We start from the raw sequence: 23,694 nt of genomic DNA, 5'->3' as shown, positions 1-23,694 counted from the left end.
GCAGGGGGATGCGGGGGGTCAGTGGGGCCGCGCGGGCGGGGTGACCGGGGCGTGGCGCACCGGTGGGCCGACGTCGGCGGGGATGCGGTCCGCGAGGAAGCCGTAGGCCTTCCGCAGGCCGGGGTCGGTCAGTGAGCGCCACCAGCGGTCGACGCCGTACCAGCCGGGCGCGGCCAGGCCTCCGCCGTGGTGGCCCACGGACAGTCCGGCGGACAGTACGGCGAACCGCAGCCGCTCCGCCAGGGGCCAGCCGCCGAGGGAGGCGGCGACGAAGCTCGCGCCGAAGACGTCGCCGGCGCCCGTCGCGTCGAGCACGTCGACGTCCAGGGCCGGGACCTCCGCGTACTCGCCGGTCGTCTGGTCCACCGCGACCGCGCCCTCGCCGCCGCGGGTGACCACGGCCACCGGTACCAGCTCGCTCAGCGTGCCGAGCGCGGCGACCGCGCTGTCCGTCCGGGTGTACGCCATCGCCTCGGTCTCGTTGGGCAGGAAGGCGTGGCACAGGGCGAGTTGGTCGAGCAGGTCGCGGGACCACCGCTGGGTGGGGTCCCAGCCGACGTCGGCGTAGATGTGCGTGCCGTTCGCGGCGGCCTTGGCGAGCCACTCGCGCGGCTCGGCCTCGATGTGCACGAGCGCCGTGCGCGACTCGGGCGGGTCGCCCATCAGGACGTCCTGCGAGTACGGGGGTTCCTGACCGTGGGTGACGAGGGCGCGGTCGTGGCCGTGTGCCAGGGAGACGGTGACGGGGGTGTGCCAGCCGTCGGCGGTGCGGGAGAGGGAGAGGTCGACGCCCTCCTGGCCGGCGAGGACCTCACGGCAGTACCCGCCGTAGTAGTCGTCGCCGAAGACCGTGGCCAGCGAGGTCCGCAGGCCGAAACGGGCCGCGGCCACCGCCAGGTTGGCGATACCGCCCGGGCCGCAGCCCATGCCGTCGGTCCAGATCTCCTCGCCGGGTGTGGGCGGCTTTCCCAGCCCCGTCAGCACGAGGTCGTAGAAGAGCAGCCCGGTCAGCAGCACATCGGGCCGGTCGTCGTCCACGTGTGCACCTCTCGTCAGAACTCTTCAAATTCGATGCCGGGAATCGTGCGCCGATCCGAGAGATTGGTCAATACCCGAGCAGAAGTGAGCATGGATTTGATTGGGAATGACGAGTACTGTTCAGCGCGTGCTGGCAGAGCGACGACACCAACTCATCCTGCGGGCCCTGAGATCAGGGGGCCCGGCGGCAGTCACCGACCTGTCCGAACAGCTCGGTGTGAGCCCCGCCACCATCCGGCGCGACCTCGTCCGGCTGGAGGAGGAGGGGCTGCTCACCCGCGTGCACGGCGGCGCCGTCGTGGACGAGGGCGATCAGCCCTTCGCCGAGGTCGCCGAGGTACGGGTGGCCGAGAAGGACGCGATAGCGGCGAAGGCCGCCTCGATGGTCCACGACGGCCAGTCCGTGCTCCTCGACATCGGGACCACCGCCTACCGACTGGCCCGGCAGCTGCACGGCCGCCGCCTCACCGTGATCACCAGCAATCTGGTGGTCTACGAGGAGCTGGCCGACGACGAGGGCATCGAACTGGTGCTGCTCGGCGGCATGGTCCGCCGCGAGTACCGTTCGCTCGTCGGCTTCCTCACCGAGGACAACCTCCGTCAACTCCACGCCGACTGGCTCTTCCTCGGTACGAGTGGAGTGCGCCCCGGCGGACAGGTGATGGACACGACCGTCGTCGAGGTCCCCGTGAAACGCGCGATGATCAGGGCGAGCGACAAGGTCGTCCTGCTCGCCGACTCCGCGAAGTTCCCCGGCACGGGCATGGCCAAGGTCTGCGGACCCGGGGAACTCGACGTGGTCGTGACCAACGGGTCGGTGGACCCGGGGACCCTGTCGTCGTTCGAGGACGCGGGGGTCGAAGTGGTCACCGTATGACCGCCCCCGGAAGGGGAGGGCCGGCCCACGTGTCGACCGTCCCCGGGCGGGGAGGGCTGACACGTGTCGGACGGCCCGCAGAACTTGCACGATCGGCAAAGGTGGTAGTTGCGTGAAGCTGACGATTCTGGGCGGCGGAGGATTCCGGGTGCCCCTCGTGTACGGGGCGCTCCTCGGGGACCGCGCCGAGGGCCGGGTCACCCATGTCGTCCTGCACGACCTGGACGCCGAGCGGCTCTCCGCCGTCACCCGTGTCCTCGCCGAGCAGGCCGCCGATGTCCCCGACGCCCCCGAGGTGACCGCCACCACCGACCTCGACGAGGCCCTCACCGGCGCCGACTTCATCTTCTCCGCGATCCGCGTCGGCGGCCTGGAGGGCCGCGCGAACGACGAGCGCGTGGCCCTCGACGAGGGCGTCCTCGGCCAGGAGACCGTCGGCGCCGGCGGTATCGCCTACGGCCTGCGCACGGTCCCGGTCGCCGTGGACATCGCCCGGCGCGTGGCCCGGCTCGCCCCCGACGCCTGGCTCATCAACTTCACCAACCCCGCCGGCCTGGTCACCGAGGCCATGTCCCGCCACCTCGGCGACCGCGTCATCGGCATCTGCGACTCACCCGTCGGCCTCGGCCGCCGCATCGCCCGCGTCCTCGGGGCGGCCAAGCCGGCCGAGGCCTGGATCGACTACGTCGGCCTCAACCACCTCGGCTGGGTCCGCGGCCTGCACATCGCCGGCCGCGACGAACTCCCGCGCCTGCTGGCCGACCGCGACCTCCTCGGCTCCTTCGAGGAGGGCAAGCTCTTCGGCGTCGACTGGCTCCAGTCCCTCGGCGCCATCCCCAACGAGTACCTGCACTACTACTACTTCAACCGCGAGGCCGTCCGCGCCTACCAGGCGGTCGAGAAGACCCGCGGCGCCTTCCTCAAGGACCAGCAGGCCCACTTCTACGAGGAGATGCGCCGCCCCGACGCCCACGCCCTCAAGGCCTGGGACCGCACCCGCGCCGAGCGCGAGGCCACCTACATGTCGGAGAACCGGGAGACGGCCGGCGCCGGCGAACGCGACGCCGACGACCTCTCCGGCGGCTACGAGAAGGTCGCCCTCGCCCTGATGCGGGCCATCGCCCGCGACGAGCGCACCACCCTCATCCTCAACGTCCGCAACAAGGGCACCCTCGCCGCCCTCGACACCGAGGCCGTCATCGAGGTGCCCTGCCTGGTCGACGCCAACGGCGCCCACCCGGTCTCCGTCGCCCCCCTGCCCGACCACGCCACCGGCCTGGTCTGCGCGGTCAAGGCCGTCGAACGCGAGGTCCTGGCCGCCGCCGAGGCGGGCTCCCGGACGACCGCGGTGAAGGCCTTCGCCCTGCACCCGCTGGTCGACTCGGTGAACGTGGCCCGGCGTCTGGTCGAGGGCTACACGGCCGTGCACCCCGGCCTGGGATACCTGAAGTAGGCTCCCGCCCAGAAAGCGCTTTCCCGACCTGCCTCCTCCCTCTCCACCCCCTCCCTCTCCACCCGCTCCAGCTCCGCCCTCTCTCTGGAGACCACTCATGCATGACGAACGCCGCCGCATCGAGGAACGCGTCGAGCGCGTCCACACCCAGCGCATCAAGCCCGCCATCTACGCGGCCTCCGTGCCCTTCGAGGTCGAGGCCTGGCAGGCGCCGGGCGAGCCGGTCCCCTTCGAGGAGGCCGCGGCCGCCTCGTACACCCCGTTCGCGATGGACACCCCCTGGGGCCCGCCGTGGGGCACCACCTGGTTCCGGATGCGCGGACAGGTCCCGGCCGAGTGGGCGGGCCGCCGTGTCGAGGCGGTCATCGACCTCGGCTTCGTCGGCGACTGGCCCGGCAACCAGGCCGAGGCCCTGGTCCACCTCGCCGACGGCACCCCGCTGAAGGCGGTCAACCCGCTCAACCAGTACGTGCCGATCGGCAACCCCGTACGCGGCGGCGAGACCATCGACTACCTGGTCGAGGCGGCCTCCAACCCCGACATCCTCGCCGACAACTTCTCCAAGATCACGCCGATGGGCGACATCCTGACCGCCGGCGACAAGCCCCTCTACACCTTCCAGCGCGCCGACATCGCCGTCCTCGACGAGGAGGTCTTCCACCTCGACCTGGACCTCCAGGTGCTGCGTGAGCTGATGGTCCACCTCGCCGAGCACGAGCCCCGCCGCCACGAGATCCTGCACGCCCTGGACCGGGCCATGGACGCCGTCGACCTCGACGACGTCTCCGGCAGCGCCACGGCCGTCCGCGAGATCCTCGCCCCGGTCCTCGCCAAGCCCGCCCACGCCAGCGCCCACACCATCTCCGGCGTCGGCCACGCCCACATCGACTCCGCCTGGCTCTGGCCCATCCGCGAGACCAAGCGCAAGACCTCCCGCACCTTCTCCAACGTCACCGCGCTGGCCGACGAGTACGAGGACTTCATCTTCGCCTGCTCCCAGGCCGTGCAGTACGAATGGGTGCGCGACAACTACCCGCAGGTGTGGGAGCGGATCAAGAAGGCCGTCGACAAGGGCCAGTGGGTACCGGTCGGCGGTATGTGGGTCGAGTCCGACGGCAACCTGCCCGGCGGCGAGGCCATCGCCCGCCAGCTCGTCCACGGCAAGCGGTTCTTCATCGAGCACTTCGGCATCGAGACCAAGGGCGTCTGGCTGCCGGACTCCTTCGGCTACAACGCCTCCTACCCGCAGCTCGCCAAGCTCGCCGGCAACGACTGGTTCCTCACCCAGAAAATCTCCTGGAACCAGACCAACCGCTTCCCCCACCACACCTTCTGGTGGGAGGGCATCGACGGCACCCGCATCTTCACCCACTTCCCGCCGGTCGACACCTACAACGCCCGCTTCAGCGGCGAGGAGATGGACCGCGCGGTCCGCAACTACCAGGAGAAGGGCGCCGGTACGCGCTCCCTGGCCCCCTTCGGCTGGGGCGACGGCGGCGGCGGCCCCACCCGCGAGATCATGGAGCGGGCCCGGCGCCTCGCCGACCTCGAAGGCTCCCCGAAGGTCGTCGTCGAACACCCCGACGAGTTCTTCGCCAAGGCCCGCGCCGAGTACGAGGACGCCCCCGTCTGGAACGGCGAGCTGTACCTCGAACTCCACCGTGCCACCTACACCTCCCAGGCCCGCACCAAGCAGGGCAACCGCCGCAGCGAGCACAAGCTGCGCGAGGCCGAGCTGTGGGCGACGACGGCCGCGCTCCACGCGCCGGAGTACACGTACCCCCACGAGAAGCTCGACCGCCTCTGGAAGACGGTCCTCCTCCACCAGTTCCACGACATCCTGCCGGGCTCCTCGATCGCCTGGGTGCACCGCGAGGCGGAGGCGGAGTACGCGCGGGTGGCGAAGGAGTTGGAAGAGCTGACGACGGAGGCCGTCGCGGCGCTCGGCGGCGGCGACGCGCGTGTCTTCAACACCAGCCCGCGCGACCGGGCCGAGGTCGTCCGCACGGCCGAGGGCGCACCCGTGTACGTCACGGTTCCCGCGAACGGCAGCGCGCCCCTCACCCCCGCCGCACCCCCGCACCCCGTCACGGTTTCCGGCCGCGTCCTCGACAACGGTCTGGTCCGGGTCGAGATCGCCGAGGACGGCACCCTCGCCTCGGTCCGCGACCTGGTCGCCGACCGCGAGGTCCTCGGCGACAAGGGCAACCTGCTGCGCCTGCACACCGACCTCCCGAACTACTGGGACGCCTGGGACGTCGACAAGCACTACAGGAACCGCTACACGGACCTGCTGGACGCCGATTCGATCACCGTGGTCGAGGAGGACCCCCTCCTCGGGGCCATCCGCGTCGAGCGCGCGTTCGGCAAGGGCTCCCGCATCACCCAGACGATCACCCTGCGCGCCGGCAGCCCCCGGATCGACTTCGAGACGGACATCGACTGGCACGAGGCGGAGAAGTTCCTCAAGGCCGGCTTCCCGATCGATGTCCGCGCCGCCCACTCCTCCGCCGAGATCCAGTTCGGTCACATCCAGCGCCCCACCCACACCAACACCAGCTGGGAGGCGGCCCGCTTCGAGGTCTCCGGCCACCGCTGGGTGCACGTCGGCGAACCCGGCTACGGCGTCGCGGTCATCAACGACTCGACGTACGGCCACGACGTCTCCCGCACGGTCCGCGAGGACGGCGGTACGACCACCACGGTCCGCCTCAGCCTGGTCCGCGCCCCGCGCATCCCGGACCCCGAGGCCGACCAGGGCAAGCACCGCCTCACCTACTCCCTGCTCCCCGGCGCGACCGTCGAGGACGCGGTCGCCGAGGGCTACGCCCTCAACCTGCCGCTGCGCGTCGCGGACGCGGCGGGCGCGCCCGAGCCGGTCGTCTCCGTGGACGGCGACGGCGTGACCGTCGAGGCGGTCAAGCTCGCCGACGACGCCTCCGGCGACGTCGTGGTCCGGATCTACGAGTCGAGCGGCGGCCGGGCCCGGGGCGTCCTGCGCACCGGATTCCCGCTGGCCGGGGCGCAGATCACCGACCTGCTGGAGCGCCCGCTGTCGGAGACGGCCACGGAGGGCAACGGCGTCCCGGTGACGCTGCGCCCCTTCGAGGTGCAGACGCTGCGGCTGAAGGTAATGAAAAATTAAGGGAACGTAAAACGGCTGGTCGCGGCGGTGCACTGCCCGCCGCGACCCTTGTCCGTTCCCTCCACGACACCTGAAATTCGCTCACTGCCCCTGTGATACGGGGCAACGCGACAGTGCGAAGAAAAGTTGTGAGGTGTCATCGTGCGAGATCCGCGCATGAACGCGATCGGTAAGGGGCTGCGGCGCCGGGGCAGGCTGATCGCCGAGGCGGTGAGCCCGCCGCGCAATCCGCTGAACGCCGTGCCCGCGCCCAGGGCCGACACCGCGCCCGTGGAACCGCCGTACGTGGCACCGCGCGCGTCCCGGCTGGTGGACGCGCCCGTGTTCGTCCTCTCCTCGGTGCGGTCGGGCTCGACGCTGCTGCGGGTGATCCTCAACAGCCACAGCCAGATCCGCGCCCCGCACGAGATGCATCTGCGGACGGTCCACGTCCATCTCTCCCGGGATTTCACCGCGGACGCGATGATGGCGCTGGAACTCGACAAGTCCGAGCTGGAGCATGTCCTGTGGGACCGTATCCTCCACCATGAACTCACCCGCAGCGGCAAGCGGATCATCGTCGACAAGACACCGCCGAACACGCTCATCTGGCCGCGGCTGCACCGATGTTGGCCGAACGCCCGCTACATTCTGCTGCTGCGTCACCCCGGTGCGGTCGTGCAGTCCCTGACGAGCCGCCGTACCGATCCGGACCACGAGGCGATCCGGGCCGAGGTCCTCTCCTACAGCGAGAAGCTGGAGGAGGCACGGCAGAGCCTGCCCGTCCATGTGATCCGTTACGAGGAGCTCACCGCCGAGCCGGAGAAGGTCACGCGGGGGATCTGCGACCACCTGGGTGTCGCCTGGGAACCGGGGATGCTCGACTACGGCACGAAGGACCACGGCACCTTCCGCCCCCAACTCGGCGACTGGTCCACCACGATCAAGTCCGGCAAGATCCAACCGGCCCGCCCGGCCGACCCGACCTCGGACCTCCCGCCGCGCCTACGGGAACTGGCCGAAGCGTGGGGGTACGCCGGCTGAGTTGACGGGTGCGGGTCCGGTGGGGCTTCTCGCGCAGTTCCCCGCGCCCCTTGACGGCATGGGTCGCGCCCGGCGCTTTTAAGGGGCGCGGGGAACTGCGCGACCAGCCCCCACTCACCCGCACCCGACAACGCACCCAAGGGGGCCGAAGGGGCGCAGCCCCTGAGGAAAATCAGACCACGAGAGGCCGGTCCGCGGCGGGCTTGCACACCGGGACCGCCGGGACGGCCAGCGCCCGCGTCTCCGCCGCGACCACCACCTCGGCCACCTGATGCGGCAGGTTCACCGCCCGCACCGGCCGAGGCCCCGACACCACCGTGTAGTCCTGCCCCAGCCGAGCCGGCATCACATCCCCCGGCTCCTCGCCGAGCGCCAACCGCACAGCCGCCCACGGCGCGTTGATCCCGCACAGGGCCAGCTGATGCAGCCCACCCGCCGGCCGCGTGTTGACATCCATCAGCACCGGCTCGTCCCCGTACATCCGGAACTGGATGTTCGTCAGATAGTGCAACTGGAACCGCTCCGCGATCCGCCGCGCCGGCTCGATCCACGCCGGGTTCAGCGAGAAACCGCGCCGCCGCCCGTTCTTGGTACGGCCCACGGCCATCCGGACCCGCCCGTCGGGACCGGTGAGACAGTCGACGGACACCTCCGGCTGTTCCAGCCGCGGCATCACCATCCAGTCGACGGGCTCCTCGGCCGCCCGCACCGCCTCCACCACCATGTCGAGCTGCACATACGGAGTCGGGAACCCGCTGAGGTGCGAGAGCGAGAACGGGGCGCGTGTCACGACACGGAAGCCCACCCCACCCGCCCCGGACGCCGGCTTGAAGCACGCCTTGTGTCCGGCGTCCTCCAACTCCTCGACCGCGGCGATCAGTTCGTCGGCGTTGGTGACCCGGAACCACGGCGGCACCGGAATTCCGTGCTCCCGGACCGCCTCGTACGCGGTCACCTTGTCCTCGAAGACCTCGATCCCGGCGACGGGCGGCGCCAGCAGCGCCGTGCCCACGGCCGCGAACTCCTCGCGGTGCGCGGCCAGCGCGGCCTGGTGCAGCCGGGGCACGAACACGTCGATGGAGCGCTTGGCGCACTGGTCGAGCGCGTACTCGACGTACGCGGCGGGGGAGAGGCCCTCGGGTTCGAGGTCGGCGGTGTCGGCGGCGGCCAGGACCGGGGAGTCGGCGTCACCGTGCGTCGCGTGGATGTCCACCGGACGAGCGTGCGGATTATGCCGCAGCTGATCCATGAAGAAGACGTTCTCCGCGTACGTGCGGTTGAGCCAGACGCGTACGCGAGAGACCATGCAGGCCGCCTTTCCAGGGTTCGCGGGCACGGCGGAGCAGGCCGTGCCCGGCCAGGGGGGATGGAGGTACGCCGAACCGCCGTACGCGAAAGAGGGGCGTGGCGGTGGTGTAGGACGGATCATACGGCCACTGGGGCCCATGTTTCTGTCACGCGCGTGTTAATCCTTGCGCGGCGGGATCACCGGGGGGCTCACGGGGGCACGGGTGCGAGGGTCCGGCAGACCGGTCTTGTCCACCGGTGTGCCCGTGTGTTCTCGTGTTGATGTTCGGTGTTCCGAAGGGAGTACGGGTGGAGTCGAGGGTCGGCCGGCACGGAAATCTGCTGGCCATCAGTGATCTGCACATCGGCTATCCCGAGAATCGAGCCCTCGTCGAACAGATGCGTCCGGAGACCGACGACGACTGGCTCCTCGTGGCCGGTGACGTCTCCGAGACCGTCGCCGACATCCGCTGGGCCCTCACGACTCTCGCCGGCCGCTTCGCCAAGGTCGTCTGGGCGCCGGGCAACCACGAACTGTGGACCCACCCCAGCGAGACCGTCCCGTACAAGGGCGTCGAGCGGTACGAGCATCTCGTCGCGCTCTGCCGGGAGTTGGGCGTCGTCACCCCCGAGGACCCGTACCCCCTCTGGGAGGGACCCGGTGGCCCGGTGGTGATCGCGCCGCTCTTCCTGCTGTACGACTACTCGTTCCTGCCCAAGGGCTGCGCCACGAAGGAGGAGGGTCTGGAGTACGCGCACGGCACCGGTGTGGTCTGCACCGACGAGCATGTGCTGTACCCCGACCCGTACCCGAGCCGCGACGACTGGTGCCGCGCCCGGGTCGCCGAGACCGAACGCAGGCTCGCCGAACTCCCCGCCGAACTGCCGAAGGTGCTGGTCAACCACTACCCCCTGGACCGGCACCCGACGGACGTCCTGCGCTACCCCGAGTTCGCCATGTGGTGCGGCACGGCCCTGACCGCCGACTGGCACCGACGCTTCAACGTCGAGGTCATGGTCTACGGCCATCTGCACATCCCGCGGACCACCTGGCTGGACGGGGTCCGCTTCGAAGAGGTGTCCGTGGGTTACCCCCGTGAGTGGCGCCCCCGCCCGGAACCGCCGGGCAGGCTGCGTCGCGTTCTGCCGATGGAGGACCAAGCCGGTGATCGAGGAACTGCTTCCGGGAGCGGTCGTGGTCGTGGAGGCGCACGGCCCTGACGCGGCCGTCGTCGAGGGGATCGAGCTGTACCCCGAGGAGGAGGCGGTCGTGGCGCGGGCGGTGGCGAAGCGGCGCCAGGAGTTCACCGTCGTCCGCGCCTGCGCCCGGCGGGCCATGGAGAAGCTCGGCGTGGCGCCGCGGGCGATCGTGCCCGGCGAGCGCGGAGCCCCGGGCTGGCCGGACGGGCTGACGGGCAGCATGACCCACTGCGACGGGTTCGCCGCCGCCGCCCTGGTCCGCGTCGGCGACCTCGCCTCCCTCGGCGTCGACGCCGAACCCCACGACGCCCTGCCCGAGGGCGTCCTGACGGCGATCGCCCTCCCCGCGGAGGAGATCCGACTGCGCCGTCTGACCGCCGACCACCCCTCGGTCCACTGGGACCGGCTGCTCTTCAGTGCCAAGGAGTCCGTCTACAAAGCGTGGTTCCCGCTCACCGGGCGGTGGCTGGACTTCTCGGAGGCCGACATCGAGGTGACCGTCGACCCCGACGGCCGCTCCGGCGCCCTGCGCGCCGAACTCCTCGTACCCGGACCGGTGGTGGACGGTCGTCGTATCGACGCCTTCGACGGACGCTGGACCGTCCGGCAGGGGCTGGTGGCGACGGCGGTTTCGGTTCCCCTCCCGACGTAGGACGAGGACGAGGACGCCAGATGAACGCACTGACCTATGTGGAGTTGCACAGACGGATATCGCCGGACATCGACGCGGAGATCGCGGCCGCCCTGGAGGGGCTCGGGCCGTCGGCGGAGGCGGTCCGGACCTCCATGGCCGGGCTGCTCGGCCATCAGCGGATGAAGTACCCGCTGTCCGTGCTCCCGCTGCTCGTGCACGCGGCCGAGACGGGCACCCCCGGGCCGGCCGTGCCCCTGTCGGCCGTGCACGTCCTGTGGTGGACCTCCGCCTGCTACCTCGACGACCTGGCCGACGGCCAGCGGGCGCACACCCCCGCCGGACTCGGCCCGGACGAGGCGCTGCTCGCGTCCGTCCTCGGTGGACAGGCCCTCCCCATCAGGGTCGTCCAGTCCCAGCCGGTGCCGGACGCCGTCCGCAACGCGCTCACCGGTGAGATCGTCACCTGCTGGATCGACGCCGTGGAAGGGCAGTTGAGGGATCTGCGCGGCGACATCGCGGGCACCTCACCGGACACGGTCCTCGCCGCCTATCGCGGGAAGTCCGGTGCCCCCTTCGCGATGATCACGGCGATGGCCGCGATCCTCTGCGGCTCCGGGGCCGAACGGATCGCACGGTGGCGGGAGTTCGGCGAGGTCTTCGGCATCCTCTGGCAGCTCTTCAACGACCAGGAGGACCTGCTCTCGGGCCGGGACGAGGACCTGCTCAACGGCACGGCCACGTATCTCCTCGCCTGCGCCCTGGCGGAGACCCCGCCCGGATCGAGGGCAGACGTCGTCGAACTCGCCGTCACCGCGCGGACCTCCGAACCCGCCCGCGCCCGACTCCGCGAGACACTCCTCGCCCCCGTCGTGCTCCGGCGCTACGAGAAGGACCTCACCGCCCACCGCGACGACGCCCACCGCCTCCTCGACGAACTGGGCGGCGACGAGACCTACTTGCCGGCCCTGCGACAACTGGTGGACCAGGCCGCCCGGATGCAGCTGACCTAGGGCCGGTCCGGGCTGGGGGCCGCGTAGCGCCGACGGTTCGCGGGGAGTTCCGGCGGACCGTCGGCGCGAGCGGTCACCTCTCCGGGCACCAGCTCCGGAGCAGCCGGAAGAACTCCTCCTCGTTCCCCGACAGGCCCGCCGCCGCCAGTGCCTGCTCCGCCTCGGCGAGCGCGGCGGGCGGCACCACGGGTGGTCGGCGGGACTCGGGCGGCCCGTCGAAGGCCGCTCGTACGGTCCCCAGCAGCCGCAGATAGGCCTGTACGGCGGCGCGCTCGCGGTCGGTCAGTACGGCGGTCGGCATCGAACGGCTCTCCCCTGGTCGGATCGGCGGAACTCCATGCCGCCCCGGCACACGGGGGGCACCCTCCCAGCTTGCCGTCCACCACTGACAATCCCCCCGCCCCGACGCGCGGATGTCGCCGCGGGGGCTACCGCGGCGCCGGGCCCAGCACCGTCTCCCGCTCATGGTCCGTCAGGGGTGGTGCCGTCAACGGGGGTTTGACGGGGCCGCGGAGTACCGCGAGGACCACCTCCGGCCGGACCAGGGCAGCGATGGGCTCGGTGAGGGTGATCACGCCGAGGTATGCCTTGAAGGCCAGGGGGCGGCCCAGCGCGGTACGCATCAGCCGCTCCACATAGCGGCCGAAGAGCCTGCGCGCGGCGTTCGGGCGCTTGCCGATGGCCTCCGGGTAACGGATGTCCGCGCCCGTGGCCAGCTCCCAGGCGAGCGTCACCGGCACCGCCACGGCCTTCTGCACCCGTCGCGCCAGCCCGGGCGCCGACAGCCCGTGGGCGGCGACCCGTTCACGCAGCAGTACGGCGCTCTGCGCGGCGACGGACATGCCGTGGCCGTATATCGGGTTGTACGTGGCGACCGAGTCGCCGATCGCGACCAAGCCGTCGGGCCAGCCGGACACCTTCTCGAAGAAGCGCCGCCGGTTGATCGTGCTACGGGTGATCACGACGTCCGTCAGGGGCTCGGCGCGGGCGATCAGCTCGCCCACGACCGGGTCCCTGACGTCACGCGCGAACGGCTCGAACTCCTCGGCGAGGGAGGTCGGCTGGCCTCCCCGGGTGCCCGACAGCGTCACCAGCCAGCGCCCGCCCTCGACGGGCACCAGGGTCGCGCTGCGCCCCGGCACCGGCTGCGAGCCGTCCGGCTGCACATTGACCACCGGGTACTCCTCGGTGCCCGCGGGCGCCCGGAAGAGCCGGGTGGCGTACACGAGCCCGGAGTCGACCTCCTCCATCGGCGCGGGCGCCACGCCGAGCGCGTCGAGCCACGCGGTGCCCCGCGAACCGCGCCCGGCGGCGTCCACCACCAGGTCGGCGCCGAGCACCCGCTCCTCGCCGTCGACGGAACGGACCCGCAGCCCCGTCACCCGGGAGGCGTCGCCCTCCAGCCCCAGGATCTCGGTGCGGTCGAGCACGGTGACCCGGGGCCCGGCGAGCAACTGGGCGCGGACGACCGACTCCAGCAGATCGCGGCTGCACGCGATCATGAACTCCATCTCGGGCCAGCGCCGGACCCAGCCCTGCGGTGACAGGGAGACCAGACCGGTCGGCAGCGGGATGCGCCGGGCTCCGGCCGCCAGCCAGGCGTCCGTGACCCCCGGCAGCAGGTCCTCCATGGCGCGCGCCCCGCCGGACCACAGCAGATGGGCGTGCCGGGCCTGGGGGACACCCTTGCGGGGCTCCGGCCCCTCGGGCAGCGCGTCGCGTTCGACGACGACGACCTCGGCGTGGTCGCGCAGCGCGGCGGCGGCCAGCAGACCGGCCAGGCCCGCGCCGACGACGACGGCGCGGGCGCGGGCGGCGGTCGTGACCGCCGCGTCGCGCGGACCGCTAACGGGTTCTCTCATGGAAGTCGCTCTCTGACCTGGTCGCGGCGGCCCATTCGCGGGCGGCCGCTACAACGGGTGACTGACGCAGGGCGATGGACATCCTGACGAGGTCACGGGGGTTCTCGGCGGGCGGGGCGGGCGTGTCGGCGCCGGCCGAGCTGATGACCCGGCCCTCCGGATCATCCTCCCTGGCCCGGACCGCCGCCGTCACCATCGCCGCGTCGGCCTCCGCCCGCGCCTGGACGGGCTCGGAACCCGACGCGACGGCCGCGTCGTACGCCCTGGCCCGTACCCCGGAGTCGAAGTACGGGTACAGGCTGAGCATGCCGTCGTGGATGTCGGACTCCCGCTGGGTCATCCGGAGCCTCGCCGGGGCCCACCAGGAGATCCGTACCTCGTGGCTCGCCTGGCCCCAGACGGGGCGCAACTCCCGCCACAGCGGGCCGAGCCGGCGGTACATGGACCAGATGGTCCAGGAGTCGTCCAGGCGCTCCCCGGCCAGCGGCAGACAGAAGCCGACCGCGCCGACCTGGGCGCCGACGGACGCCAGCAGCGGGGCGACGTCCGTGCTCAGAAAGTCCAGGTCGCCGCCCTGCCAGCGGGCGACCACGGCGATCAGTTTGACCGCCGCGAACGGGATGTTGAGCAGGAAACCGGAGGCGATGATCAGCAGCCCGGCGCGCAGCCAGCCGCGTACCTGGAGCGCCCAGCGCCAGCACATGACGTTCATCGCGACACCCGCGACGGTGAACCCGACCAGATAGAGCACGATCATCTCGCGCAGGAACGGGGCGTCGGCGTAGTACGTGTCGAAGTCCCGCACCCGCTCCACGGACGCGTCGCCGAGCACGAACAGCACCACGATCGCCGCGCACACCGCGCCGTACCCGGCGATCCAGCGGCGGGAGAGCCTGCGGGTCGACTCGGGCGGGCCGCCCCGCCAGTTGGTGATCAGCACCAGACAGGAGCCGCTGAAGGCGCTCAGCAGGAAGTAGACGACGGGCGCCGAGACGTTGGTGACGCCGGTGACGTGGTTCAGCTCGGTGATCGTCGGCGGCGCGGCGAAGCAGAAGACCAGCGCGGCCAGCGTCATCAGCGCGCACACGGATCTGATCAGCGGGTCGCCCCAGTTCCGCAGCAGCGCGGGCGTCTTCGAGGCCAGCGCGATCGTCATCGCGACAGCCGGAATGTAGTAGCTGGGCCCGTCCATGTCCGCTGCGTCTTCGCGTCTCGTGGGTCTCGGCGTTCCGGCCGCTCAGCCCTGCGGCCCGCGGTAGCCCAGCGAGGCCCCGATACGGCCCGCCAGGTGGTCGCGGCGCACCGGCCCGCGCAGCGCCGAACCGGCCAGCCACGTACGGCACTTGCTGGCCAGCAGCAGTCCGAAGCTCTCGGCGTCCTGCTCGTCGGCGAGATCGAAACGGGTCCGGGCGGCGACCTTCAGCACCGTGTCCCGCAGATCGGTGTCGCGCAGTTCCGTGTCCCGGCTCAATAAGCGCGCGGCGACCGCGGCACCCTCGACCTGCCGGCCGCAGTGCCCGGCCTGCATGTGCCACAGCTCATGGCCGAGGATCACCAACTGGTGGTCGGGCGCGGTGCGTTCCTCGATGACGACCAGGTCCTGTTCGGCCATGTCCAGCCACAGCCCACTGGCCGTGCCCGGCGGGAAGGCGGCCGTACGGTAGTGGACGGGGCGGCCGCGGCGTCTGCTCATGGCGTCGCACAGGGCGCCGTAGAGGTCGGCGGGGTCCGCCGGTGCCGGCAGGTCGATCTCGCCGACCAACTCGCCGCACAGACGGCGCATTTCCTTTCCGATGCCCACAGATCTCCCCCGGTCAGGACTCGGGCCGCTTGACGCTCTCCAGCAGCATGTCCAGCCACTCCGCGACCTTGTCGCGGTGCTGGTCGGTGGGCAGCTGTGCCGCCCGCCAGGCGATGGAGCGCACCCCGTGGTTCTGCAGCAGCCGCTGCAGCGGGTCGTCCGCGGCCTCGGCCGCCGCGCGCTCACGGTCGGCGAGCTGCTGGAGAAGCTCCTGCTCGGTCCGCATCAGGGCGCTCGCCAGCGCCTCGGGGTCCTCGGCGGTGAGGAAGCCGGCGTGCACTCTGAAGAAGCGCTGGATGGCGTCGCAGTGCTCCATCGTGGGACGCCGGTCCCCGTTGATCAGGGCACCCGCCTGCTGGCGCGACATCCCGGCGCCGTCGGCGATCTCCTGCTGGGTGTACTTCCGGCCGCCCGGCTTGAGCCGGGTGCGGCGCAGCAGGCCCAGCCGCTGCAGAAAGCGGGCCTGGACGTCCGGTTCACCGGCGCGCTGCCCGCTCAGCAGGGCCTTCACCACCGCCTCCGGCACGCCCGAGGCGACCGAGAGCCGTCGGGTGTCGAAGACCTCCGTGTGCCGAACGCGCAGCTTGTCGGCCAGCGCGGTGACACGGGCCACGACGGCCGGCAGCAGAACCGTCGCCGCGGCGTCCGGAACCTCGAAGCCATCCGTCACCGACAGATCTCCTACGTCTCTCTCAGGCCAATTTCGCGGTACTGCGGAATCCGTGGATCCAAGCCTGGCGCGAGACCCTGGTCCCGGCAAGTACACCGTGAACTGCGGGGAGACTAGCGGTTGGGTCGAACTCACATCCAGGTCTCGCCACAACTGTGGCGAGATTCAGCCGTCAACCGGCGCCAAATGCCACGATAGTTGACACGCCTCCGGCCGGGGCACCAGGATCAAGGCGCCGCGAGAAGGCCGCATAGGCAAGAGGGGTGACCTCCCGATGGCATATCAGGCAGGAGGGCGGCGGTCGGTACCGCGGCCCGTCCCCGACAGTCTCGAAACCCGGGACGCGCAGGCGTATCTGCAGGACTACGCCGTGCTGCTGGACTCCGTGCTGTTCCCGTCCGCCGTCCTCGACCACCGCTGGGACGTCGTCGTCGCCAACGCCGCTTTCCGGTCGCTCTTCGGCAATGTGGGACCGCATCCGACGGCCATGCCCGACGACAACTTCCTGCGTTTCGTGCTCTTCCACCCGGACGCCGCCACGGTCCTCGGGGACCACGAGTCCAGCTGGTGTCTGCCGATGCTCGCCCATGTCGCCGCCGCGGTGGAGCACCACCCCCAGGACCGGGGCCTGCAGTCCATCCGCCGGGACATCGCCCAGGACCCGATCATGGACGCCGCCTACCGCCACGGCCTCCCGCACTGGCTCCGCACGGTCGGCCCCGCCGCCGGCCGGCACGACGGCGCCGTACGCCCCGTGGTGCACCCCGACCCGCGCTGGGGCGCCACCGACTGCCGGATCGTCGGCGAGACCCCCGACACCCTCCGCGACCTGGGCTACCACCGGATGACCCTCGTGCTGCGCGAGGTGGACCGTCCGGCCAACCCCGTCCGCAGGCCCCGCCGCCCCCGGCGGGCCGCCCTCGGCCATCTGAGCGTGGTGCCCTCCCCCGAGCGGTGAGCCGCACCCCCTCCGGTGCCGCCGGCGTTCAGGTCGCCGACGGCGCCGGAGGTCAATCCTTGTCCAGGGGCACGCCCCCGGGAACCCCTCGTTTGGCCGCCTGGATCTGCTCGTACACATGCGTCCGCAGCTCCGCGAACCGCGGGGCCACCCGGGTGTGCAACTGATCCCGTCCGGCGGGCAGATCGACCTTCAGCTGCTCCCGTACGACGGTGGGGGAGGCGGAGAGGATCAGGACCCGCTCGCCCAGATAGACGGCCTCGTCGATGTCATGGGTGACGAACAGGACCGTCATGCCCCGCTCCCGCCACAGGCCCCGCACCAGATCCTCCAGATCGGCACGGGTCTGCGCGTCCACCGCCGCGAACGGCTCGTCCATCAGCAGCACCTGAGGCTCGTACGCCAGCGCGCGGGCGATCGCGACCCGCTGCTGCATCCCGCCGGACAGCTGCCAGGGGTACGCGCCCGCCGCGTCGGCCAGCCCGACCGAGGCCAGCGCGTCGTCCACCAGCCCGCGCCGCCGCTCCCTGCTCAACTTCTTCTGCTTCAGCGGGAGTTCGACGTTGTCGCGGACCCGCATCCAGGGGAACAGGCTGCGCCCGTACTCCTGGAAGACGACCGCCATCCCCGGTGGCGGGCCCGCCACCGGCCGTCCCCCGAGCAGGATCTGACCGGCCGTCGGCTCCAGCAGCCCGGCCACACACTTCAGCAGGGTCGTCTTGCCGCAGCCCGACGGGCCGACCAGACAGACCAGTTCACCCGGGTCGACGGTGAAGGTGAGGTCCCGCACCGCCTCCACCCGACGCCCGGCACCCTCGTAGACCTTCTTCAGACCGCGTACGTCCAGCATGGTCCGCCGCTCCTTCTCCGGTTTCACCCCGACCGCCGGGAGGACGCGCGCAGACCGTGGTACCAGCCGAGGACGCGCCGCTCGACCAGCCGGAAGACGACGGACAGCAGGAACCCGAGCAGACCGAGGACGAGGATGCCGGTCCACATGTCGGGGACCGCGAAACCGCGCTGGAACTGCACGATGGTGTACCCCAGCCCGTTGCTGGACGCGGTCATCTCGCTGATGACCATGAGGATGATGCCGATGGACAGCGCCTGCCGCAGCCCCGCGAAGATCTGCGGGCTCGCCGAGCGCAGCACCACGTTCCGCAGCCGGGCGGCGCCCGTGATGCCGTACGACCGGGCCGTCTCGGACAGCACCGAGTCCACCGCGCGCACGCCCTCGACGGTGTTGAGCAGGATCGGCCAGACACAGCCGCTCGCGATGACCGCGATCTTCATCGTGTCGCCGATGCCCGCGAACAGCATGATGACCGGGACGAGGACCGGCGGCGGGACCGCCCGCAGGAACTCAAGGACCGGTTCGCAGACCGCCCGCACCCGCCGGGAGGAGCCGATGACCGTGCCGAGCGCCACCCCGACGACGGCCGCCAGGGCGTAACCGGCGGACAGCCGCAACAGGCTGGGCAGTACGTCGGCGCGCAGTCGCTCGGCGGTCCAGACGTCCGGGAAGGTGGTCAGGATCGTGCGCAGCGGCGGCCAGAACACATCGGTGCTGCCCGCCGACGCGAACCACCAGACCGTGACCAGCACGAGGGGCAGCGCGACGACGAACACCACCCGGAGCAGCACACGGCGCACGCTCACACCGCCACCTCCCCGCGCACCGACTGGTGCCAGGCCAGCGCCCGCCGCTCCACCGTCCGCGCGCCCACGTTGATCAGCAGCCCCAGCAGACCGGTGACCACCACCAGCGCGTACATCTCCGGCACCGCCTGCGAGGTCTGCGCCACCGCGATGCGCTGGCCCAACCCCGGTGCCCCGATGACCAGTTCGGCGGTCACCGCCAGGATGAGGGCCACCGCGGCGGCCAGCCGCACCCCCGTCATGACGTACGGCAGGGCCGTGGGCCACAGCACGTACCGGACCCGGGCCCAGGTGCCGAGGCCGTAGGAGCGGGCCGTCTCCTCGGCGACCGGGTCGACGTCCTGGACGCCGTACAGGGTCTGGATCAGGATCTGCCAGAAGGACGCGTAGACCACCAGCAGCAGCACCGACCGCAGTTCGCTGCCGTAGAGGAGGACCGCGAGGGGGATCAGGGCGACCGAGGGGATCGGGCGCAGGAACTCGATCGTGGACGTCGTCGCCTCCCGCAGATACGGGACGACGGCGATGACGACTCCCGTCACGATCCCGGCCGTCACGGCGATCAGCAGGCCCACCGCCCAGCCGGTGAGGGTGTCGCCGAGCGCCGTCCAGAAGGTCTCGTCGGCGAGTTCGGCGGCCAGCGCGTCGGCGACCCGGCTCACCGGCGGGAGATAGGCGTCCTCGACGAGACCGAGCCGCGGGGCCGCCTCCCACACGGCGAGGAACCCCGCGAGCCCGGCCGCGCCGAGGACGGCGTCTCCACCCCTCACGGCAGCAGCTTGTCCAGGTCCGGGGCCTTCTCGAACAGGCCGTCCTGCTGCCCCAGTTCGGCCAGCCGCTCGATGGAGGCCCGGTCCGGCTCGGCCGGCCAGCGGGGCAGCACGACCGAATCCAGCAGACTCTGCGGGATCTTCGTGTACGTGGTGATGATCTCCCGTACCTCGTCCGGGTGTTCGTCGGCGTACGCCAGCGACTCGGCCGTGGCCTCCTGGAACTTCTTCACCAACTCCGGGTTCTTCGCGGCGTACTGCTCCGAGGTGAAGTACATGGCCACGGTGAGGTCCGGGGAGACGTCCACGAAGTTCGACGCCAGGACCGTGCCGCCCTGCGACTTGATGGTGGCGAGCGCGGGCTCCACCACACAGGCCGCGTCGACCTGCCCCTTGGACAGCGCGGCCGGCATCTGGTCGAACGGCATCTCCACGTACTCCACCTTCGACGGATCGCCGCCGTCCTTGCGGACCGACTCGTTGACCGAGGTGTCGCAGATGTTGCCGAGGGTGTTGGCCGCGACCTTCTTGCCCTCCAGCTCCTTGGCGGACTTCAGCTCACTGCCCTTCGGCACGGCGATCTCCGCGAAGTCGGCGCCCGGCTTCCCGGTGGAGGCCACCCCGTTCACCACGGCCTTGACCGGCACGCTCTTGGACTGGGCGACCAGCAGCGAGGTCATGTTGCTGAAACCGAAGTCGAACTGCCCGGAGACGACACCGGGCACGATCGCCGCCCCGCCCTGCGCGAGCGTCGGCTCCAGCTTCAGCCCGCGTTCGCTGTAGAAGCCCTTCTTCTCGCCCAGGTACATCGGGGCGACATCGATGATGGGAATGACGCCCAGCTTGAGCGTGGTGGTGCCGCCGGAGGCCGAACCCCCGCCGCCCGAACCGGAGTCGGACGAACCGCAGGCGGTCGCGGCGGTGAACAAGGTGCCGGCCGCGAGGCCGATGAGCAGACGACGCATGACTCCCCCAGACGGGAACGCGCTTCGACGGATGTCCTCGACAGGCTGTGCGCACACCGCACAGAAGTGCTCAGCGGGAAGGTAGAACGCCGTCGGTCGCGGGTCAATGCCCTTGCTGTGCAGATGCGTTGACAGTTGCGGAAGTGTGCTCCTAGCGTGCGCAGAGCGCACCGGCGTACGACCAGCGTCACAGGCCCTGGCGGCTTCCTGGAGGCGACGATGCCCGATCGAGACCGGTTCGGCGCGGACCGCGCGCCCCACGCGGACCCCGCACCCCAGGTGGACCGTGCACCGCACGCGGACCGTGCACCGCACTTCGTCCGGTCCTTCGAGCGGGGCCTCGCGGTCATCCGCGCCTTCGACGCCGAGCACCCCGCGCTGACCCTGAGCGAGGTCGCCCGGACGTGCGAGCTGACCCGGGCCGCCGCCCGCCGCTTCCTGCTCACCCTCGTCGACCTCGGGTACGTCCACACCGACGGCCGGCTGTTCCGGCTGACCCCGCGCGTGCTGGAACTCGGCTACGCCTATCTGGCCGCCTTCACCCTCCCCGACCTCGCCGTACCGCATCTGGAGCGGCTGGTCGCGCAGGTGGGGGAGTCGTCCTCGCTGTGCGTCCTCGACGGCGACGACATCGTGTACGTGGCGCGGGTCCCCACCAGCCGCATCATGACGGCGACGATCACCGTGGGCACCCGTTTCCCGGCCCAGGTCACCTCGGTCGGCCGGGTGATCCTCGCGCATCTGCCGGACGAGGAGATCGACGCCCGGCTGGCCCGCGTCGTCCCCGAGGCCTTCACCCGGCGCACCCTCACCTCCGCCGACCGGCTCAGGGCCGAGCTGCGGCGCGTACGACGCCAGGGGTACGCCGTCGTCGACCAGGAGCTGGAGGAGGGGCTCCGCTCGGTCGCCGCCCCGGTCCGGGACCGCGACGGCGAGGTGGTGGCCGCCGTGAACATCCCCGTCCACGCCGGCCGCACCTCGGTCGAGTCGGTACGCCGCGACCTGCTGCCCCCGCTGCTGGCCACGGTCGCCCGGATCGAGGCCGACCTGTGCGTGCCGGGGAGGGCCGCGGGCCACGGCACCGCCGTGCGCCCGTCGCTACAGGTCGAGCACCAGCCGTGAACCCCGGCACCGGGAGACACAGATGAGCATGGTCTCCCCGGCCTCGCGCTCCTCCTCGCTGAGCACCGAGTCGCGGTGGTCGGGGGTGCCCTCCAGGACGTCCGTCTCACAGGTCCCGCAGGTGCCCTCCGCGCAGGAGTACAGCACCTCGACCCCGGCGGCCCGCACGGAGTCGAGCACGGAGACCCCGACGGGAACCGTGACGGTCTTCCCCGACCGCTCCAGGACGACCTCGAACTCGCTGTCCGGGCCCGTCTCCTGCTCCTTCGGCCGGAACCGCTCGACCCGGAGCGCCTTGCCGGGACACCGCTCCTCCACCGCGTCGAGCAGCGCGCCGGGCCCACAGCAGTAGACGAGGGTGTCCTCGGGCAGCCCGTCCAGCACGGACCCGAGGTCGAGCAGCCCCGTCTCGTCCTGCGGGGCGACGGTCACCCGGTCCCCGTACGCCTCCAACTCCGCCCGGAACGCCATGGATTCACGACTGCGCCCGCCGTACAGCAGGGACCACTGGGCGCCCGCCGCCTCGGCCGCGGCCAGCATCGGCAGGATGGGGGTGATGCCGATGCCGCCGGCCACGAACCGGTAGCGGGCCACCGGCTCCAGGGCGAAGTTGTTGCGCGGCCCGCGCACCCGGACCTTGTCGCCCGCCGCCAACTCCGTGTGCACATACGCCGATCCGCCGCGCCCGTCGGGCTCCCGCAGGACCCCGATCCGCCACGTCGTACGGTCCGCCGGATCACCGCACAGCGAGTACTGGCGCTCCAGCTCCGGGCCCAGCAGTACGTCGATGTGCGCGCCCGGCTCCCAGGCGGGGAGTTCCTCGCCCAGCGGATGCCGCAGGGTGAGGGCGAGCACGCCGTCGGCGGCGAACTCGCGCCCCTCGACGACGAGTTCGGCCTCGTAGACGGGTGACGTGGAGGTCGAGGTCATGAGCTGTTTCCTTGCGGCTCCAAGCCTTGCGGCTCGTGTCCTTGGGGGTGGGCGAGCATCCACTCCCACATCTCGATCGGGTCCTGCGCGGTGTGCTCCCGCCCGCAGTGGCAGGTGCCGTGCAGGATGTCCGTGCCCGGCAGCCAGTCGATGCGGTAGACCTCGCCGGTCCCTCCGGTCCGGAGCGTGGGCGGTGTGCTCACTGGACCTTCTCCACGGGCTTCTCACCCTGCTCGACCAGCCGGGCGAGGATCCGCCGGGCGGCCAGACCACCGGTGTCGATGTTGATGCTCAGCTCCTGGTAGCCGGTGCGCTCGGTGCCCAGCGTCTCCTGGAGCAGGTTCAGCGCGACGACGTCCTGCATGACGACCGTGTGGTTGTTGCCCTTGAGGAACTCGGTGACCTCGTCGCTCTCGGTCGCCCAGTCCCGCGAGACCATCCAGAAGTCGTACACCTTGCCGTCCGCCGACGGGGTGATCGCATAGGTGATCTCGGTGTGGAAGCCGTTCGGGTCGCTGCCGTCCGCCTCGGGGAGCACGCCCACGGGGGCGATCCGGCTGTGCAGCAGGTACAGGCACGGGGCGAAGTACTCGATGTCCTGCCAGCGGGTGATCCGGCCCTCGATGCCGGTCGACTTCGCGTAGAACGGCGGGCACTCGGCGTCGTCCATGTGCCGGCTCACCCGTACGACACCGGCGCCCTCGTCGACCTCGGTGGTGATCGGCGTCTCGGCGACCTCGGGGGTGCCGATGTAGCCGCCGTGCAGATACGTCTCGTGGGAGAGGTCGAGCAGGTTGTCGACGAGGAGCCCGTAGTCGGCGTCGATCGGCTCCATACCGCGCACGGTCGTCCAGCCGGGGGCGGCCAGGTGCTTGGCCCGGGGGATGGTCTGCGGGTCGGCGAGCGCCGGGTCGCCTATCCAGACCCAGATCAGCGAGTCCTGCTCGACCACCGGGTACGAGGCCACCCGCGCCGTCCGCGGTATCCGCTTCTGCCCCGGCACGTACACACAGGCGCCGGTCGTGTCGTACGTGAAGCCGTGGTACCCGCAGACGATCCGGTCGCCGTCCAGCCCGCTCTCCGACAGCGGGTACCGGCGGTGCACACACCGGTCGTGCAGCGCGACCGGCGTCCCCTCCTCCTCCGTCCGGTAGAACACCAGCGGCTCCCCGAGGATCGTCCGGCCGAGGAGCTCCCGCCCGACCTCTTCGGCGTAGGCGGCGACGTACCACTGATTCCTGGCGAAGGCGGTCATGTGAGGCATGGCGATCCCGTCCCTGAGAACCCTGA

23 protein-coding genes are annotated in these 23,694 nt (G+C 71.4%); 9 read left to right on the top strand and 14 right to left on the bottom strand.

All coding sequences use genetic code 11. The features are described 5' to 3' along the window. Window positions 1–18: 18 nt before the first annotated feature. On the bottom strand, window positions 19–1,038 hold the full coding sequence (locus ACZ7MG_RS23095; protein WP_471390702.1) for a carbohydrate kinase family protein: 1,020 nt from the start codon (window positions 1,036–1,038) through the stop codon (window positions 19–21). A gap of 127 nt (window positions 1,039–1,165) precedes the next feature. On the opposite strand from ACZ7MG_RS23095, the gene ACZ7MG_RS23090 reads away from it, so the two are divergent. The 4 genes from ACZ7MG_RS23090 to ACZ7MG_RS23075 all read left to right on the top strand — a co-directional run bounded on the left by ACZ7MG_RS23090 (window position 1,166) and on the right by ACZ7MG_RS23075 (window position 7,536). Further along, window positions 1,166–1,915, top strand: a complete 750-nt coding sequence (locus tag ACZ7MG_RS23090; protein WP_471390704.1) for a DeoR/GlpR family DNA-binding transcription regulator — start codon at window positions 1,166–1,168, stop codon at window positions 1,913–1,915. 112 nt (window positions 1,916–2,027) lie between these two features. Further along, window positions 2,028–3,368: a 6-phospho-beta-glucosidase gene (locus tag ACZ7MG_RS23085; RefSeq protein WP_471390707.1), complete on the top strand. Its 1,341-nt coding sequence runs from the start codon at window positions 2,028–2,030 to the stop codon at window positions 3,366–3,368. A 97-nt stretch (window positions 3,369–3,465) separates the two neighbouring features. Continuing rightward, on the top strand, window positions 3,466–6,513 hold the full coding sequence (locus ACZ7MG_RS23080) for an alpha-mannosidase (RefSeq protein WP_471390710.1): 3,048 nt from the start codon (window positions 3,466–3,468) through the stop codon (window positions 6,511–6,513). A gap of 156 nt (window positions 6,514–6,669) precedes the next feature. Beyond that, window positions 6,670–7,536, top strand: coding sequence for a sulfotransferase family protein (locus ACZ7MG_RS23075; protein ID WP_471390712.1), 867 nt, complete (start codon window positions 6,670–6,672; stop codon window positions 7,534–7,536). 172 nt (window positions 7,537–7,708) lie between these two features. Here ACZ7MG_RS23075 and ACZ7MG_RS23070 read toward each other — a convergent pair whose 3' ends face one another. Beyond that, window positions 7,709–8,842 carry an ATP-grasp domain-containing protein gene (locus ACZ7MG_RS23070; protein ID WP_471390715.1) on the bottom strand — a complete coding sequence of 378 codons (1,134 nt, stop codon included), beginning with the start codon at window positions 8,840–8,842 and terminating at the stop codon, window positions 7,709–7,711. A gap of 290 nt (window positions 8,843–9,132) precedes the next feature. On the opposite strand from ACZ7MG_RS23070, the gene ACZ7MG_RS23065 reads away from it, so the two are divergent. Genes ACZ7MG_RS23065 through ACZ7MG_RS23055 form a run of 3 tightly spaced genes read left to right on the top strand, consistent with a single transcriptional unit; the run spans window position 9,133 to window position 11,667 of the window. Then, on the top strand, window positions 9,133–10,044 hold the full coding sequence (locus tag ACZ7MG_RS23065) for a metallophosphoesterase family protein (protein WP_471390718.1): 912 nt from the start codon (window positions 9,133–9,135) through the stop codon (window positions 10,042–10,044). Continuing rightward, window positions 9,989–10,675 carry a 4'-phosphopantetheinyl transferase family protein gene (locus ACZ7MG_RS23060; RefSeq protein ID WP_471390720.1) on the top strand — a complete coding sequence of 229 codons (687 nt, stop codon included), beginning with the start codon at window positions 9,989–9,991 and terminating at the stop codon, window positions 10,673–10,675. The genes ACZ7MG_RS23065 and ACZ7MG_RS23060 overlap by 56 nt, the downstream gene beginning before the upstream one ends. A gap of 20 nt (window positions 10,676–10,695) precedes the next feature. Next, the gene (locus ACZ7MG_RS23055; protein WP_471390722.1) at window positions 10,696–11,667 is read left to right on the top strand and encodes a polyprenyl synthetase family protein; all 972 of its coding nucleotides are present in this window, start codon (window positions 10,696–10,698) and stop codon (window positions 11,665–11,667) included. 73 nt (window positions 11,668–11,740) lie between these two features. Here ACZ7MG_RS23055 and ACZ7MG_RS23050 read toward each other — a convergent pair whose 3' ends face one another. The 5 genes from ACZ7MG_RS23050 to ACZ7MG_RS23030 form a co-directional block, all read right to left on the bottom strand. Next, window positions 11,741–11,968, bottom strand: a complete 228-nt coding sequence (locus ACZ7MG_RS23050) for a hypothetical protein (RefSeq protein ID WP_086764541.1) — start codon at window positions 11,966–11,968, stop codon at window positions 11,741–11,743. Window positions 11,969–12,095: 127 nt separating this feature from the next. Next, window positions 12,096–13,529: an FAD-dependent monooxygenase gene (locus tag ACZ7MG_RS23045; RefSeq protein ID WP_471390726.1), complete on the bottom strand. Its 1,434-nt coding sequence runs from the start codon at window positions 13,527–13,529 to the stop codon at window positions 12,096–12,098. Then, the gene (locus tag ACZ7MG_RS23040) at window positions 13,513–14,721 is read right to left on the bottom strand and encodes an MAB_1171c family putative transporter (RefSeq protein WP_471390729.1); all 1,209 of its coding nucleotides are present in this window, start codon (window positions 14,719–14,721) and stop codon (window positions 13,513–13,515) included. Before ACZ7MG_RS23040 ends, ACZ7MG_RS23045 begins: the two co-directional genes overlap by 17 nt. Before the next feature lie 45 nt (window positions 14,722–14,766). After that, the gene (locus ACZ7MG_RS23035; protein WP_471390732.1) at window positions 14,767–15,312 is read right to left on the bottom strand and encodes a toxin-antitoxin system, toxin component; all 546 of its coding nucleotides are present in this window, start codon (window positions 15,310–15,312) and stop codon (window positions 14,767–14,769) included. 31 nt (window positions 15,313–15,343) lie between these two features. Further along, window positions 15,344–16,000, bottom strand: a complete 657-nt coding sequence (locus ACZ7MG_RS23030; protein ID WP_471390735.1) for a helix-turn-helix domain-containing protein — start codon at window positions 15,998–16,000, stop codon at window positions 15,344–15,346. 274 nt (window positions 16,001–16,274) lie between these two features. Between ACZ7MG_RS23030 and ACZ7MG_RS23025 the strand changes: the two genes are divergently transcribed. After that, on the top strand, window positions 16,275–16,958 hold the full coding sequence (locus ACZ7MG_RS23025) for an MmyB family transcriptional regulator (RefSeq protein ID WP_471390737.1): 684 nt from the start codon (window positions 16,275–16,277) through the stop codon (window positions 16,956–16,958). A 52-nt stretch (window positions 16,959–17,010) separates the two neighbouring features. On the opposite strand, the gene ACZ7MG_RS23020 is transcribed toward ACZ7MG_RS23025, so the two are convergent. From ACZ7MG_RS23020 to ACZ7MG_RS23005, 4 genes are read right to left on the bottom strand one after another with little or no spacing between them, the layout of a single operon-like run. After that, window positions 17,011–17,808: an ABC transporter ATP-binding protein gene (locus ACZ7MG_RS23020; RefSeq protein ID WP_471390740.1), complete on the bottom strand. Its 798-nt coding sequence runs from the start codon at window positions 17,806–17,808 to the stop codon at window positions 17,011–17,013. Window positions 17,809–17,831: 23 nt separating this feature from the next. Further along, window positions 17,832–18,611 carry an ABC transporter permease gene (locus tag ACZ7MG_RS23015; RefSeq protein ID WP_471391325.1) on the bottom strand — a complete coding sequence of 260 codons (780 nt, stop codon included), beginning with the start codon at window positions 18,609–18,611 and terminating at the stop codon, window positions 17,832–17,834. A gap of 2 nt (window positions 18,612–18,613) precedes the next feature. Beyond that, window positions 18,614–19,387, bottom strand: a complete 774-nt coding sequence (locus ACZ7MG_RS23010; RefSeq protein WP_471390742.1) for an ABC transporter permease — start codon at window positions 19,385–19,387, stop codon at window positions 18,614–18,616. Then, complete coding sequence (locus ACZ7MG_RS23005) at window positions 19,384–20,352, bottom strand: ABC transporter substrate-binding protein (RefSeq protein ID WP_471390744.1); 969 nt, start codon at window positions 20,350–20,352, stop codon at window positions 19,384–19,386. The genes ACZ7MG_RS23010 and ACZ7MG_RS23005 overlap by 4 nt, the downstream gene beginning before the upstream one ends. A gap of 219 nt (window positions 20,353–20,571) precedes the next feature. Here ACZ7MG_RS23005 and ACZ7MG_RS23000 point away from each other — a divergent pair, with 219 nt between their 5' ends. Further along, window positions 20,572–21,474: an IclR family transcriptional regulator domain-containing protein gene (locus ACZ7MG_RS23000; protein WP_471390747.1), complete on the top strand. Its 903-nt coding sequence runs from the start codon at window positions 20,572–20,574 to the stop codon at window positions 21,472–21,474. On the opposite strand, the gene ACZ7MG_RS22995 is transcribed toward ACZ7MG_RS23000, so the two are convergent. From ACZ7MG_RS22995 to ACZ7MG_RS22985, 3 genes are read right to left on the bottom strand one after another with little or no spacing between them, the layout of a single operon-like run. Continuing rightward, window positions 21,451–22,404 (bottom strand): PDR/VanB family oxidoreductase, encoded by a 954-nt coding sequence (locus ACZ7MG_RS22995; protein WP_471390749.1) that lies wholly within the window; start codon window positions 22,402–22,404, stop codon window positions 21,451–21,453. The two genes, ACZ7MG_RS23000 and ACZ7MG_RS22995, sit on opposite strands and share 24 nt — an antisense overlap. Next, window positions 22,401–22,607: a hypothetical protein gene (locus ACZ7MG_RS22990; RefSeq protein WP_471390752.1), complete on the bottom strand. Its 207-nt coding sequence runs from the start codon at window positions 22,605–22,607 to the stop codon at window positions 22,401–22,403. The genes ACZ7MG_RS22995 and ACZ7MG_RS22990 overlap by 4 nt, the downstream gene beginning before the upstream one ends. After that, on the bottom strand, window positions 22,604–23,668 hold the full coding sequence (locus ACZ7MG_RS22985) for a Rieske 2Fe-2S domain-containing protein (RefSeq protein WP_471390754.1): 1,065 nt from the start codon (window positions 23,666–23,668) through the stop codon (window positions 22,604–22,606). The genes ACZ7MG_RS22990 and ACZ7MG_RS22985 overlap by 4 nt, the downstream gene beginning before the upstream one ends. Between the last annotated feature and the right edge of the window lie 26 nt (window positions 23,669–23,694).

This window comes from Streptomyces sp. NPDC107538, from assembly GCF_055657445.1.
This window is presented reverse-complemented; position numbering and strand designations above follow the sequence as displayed.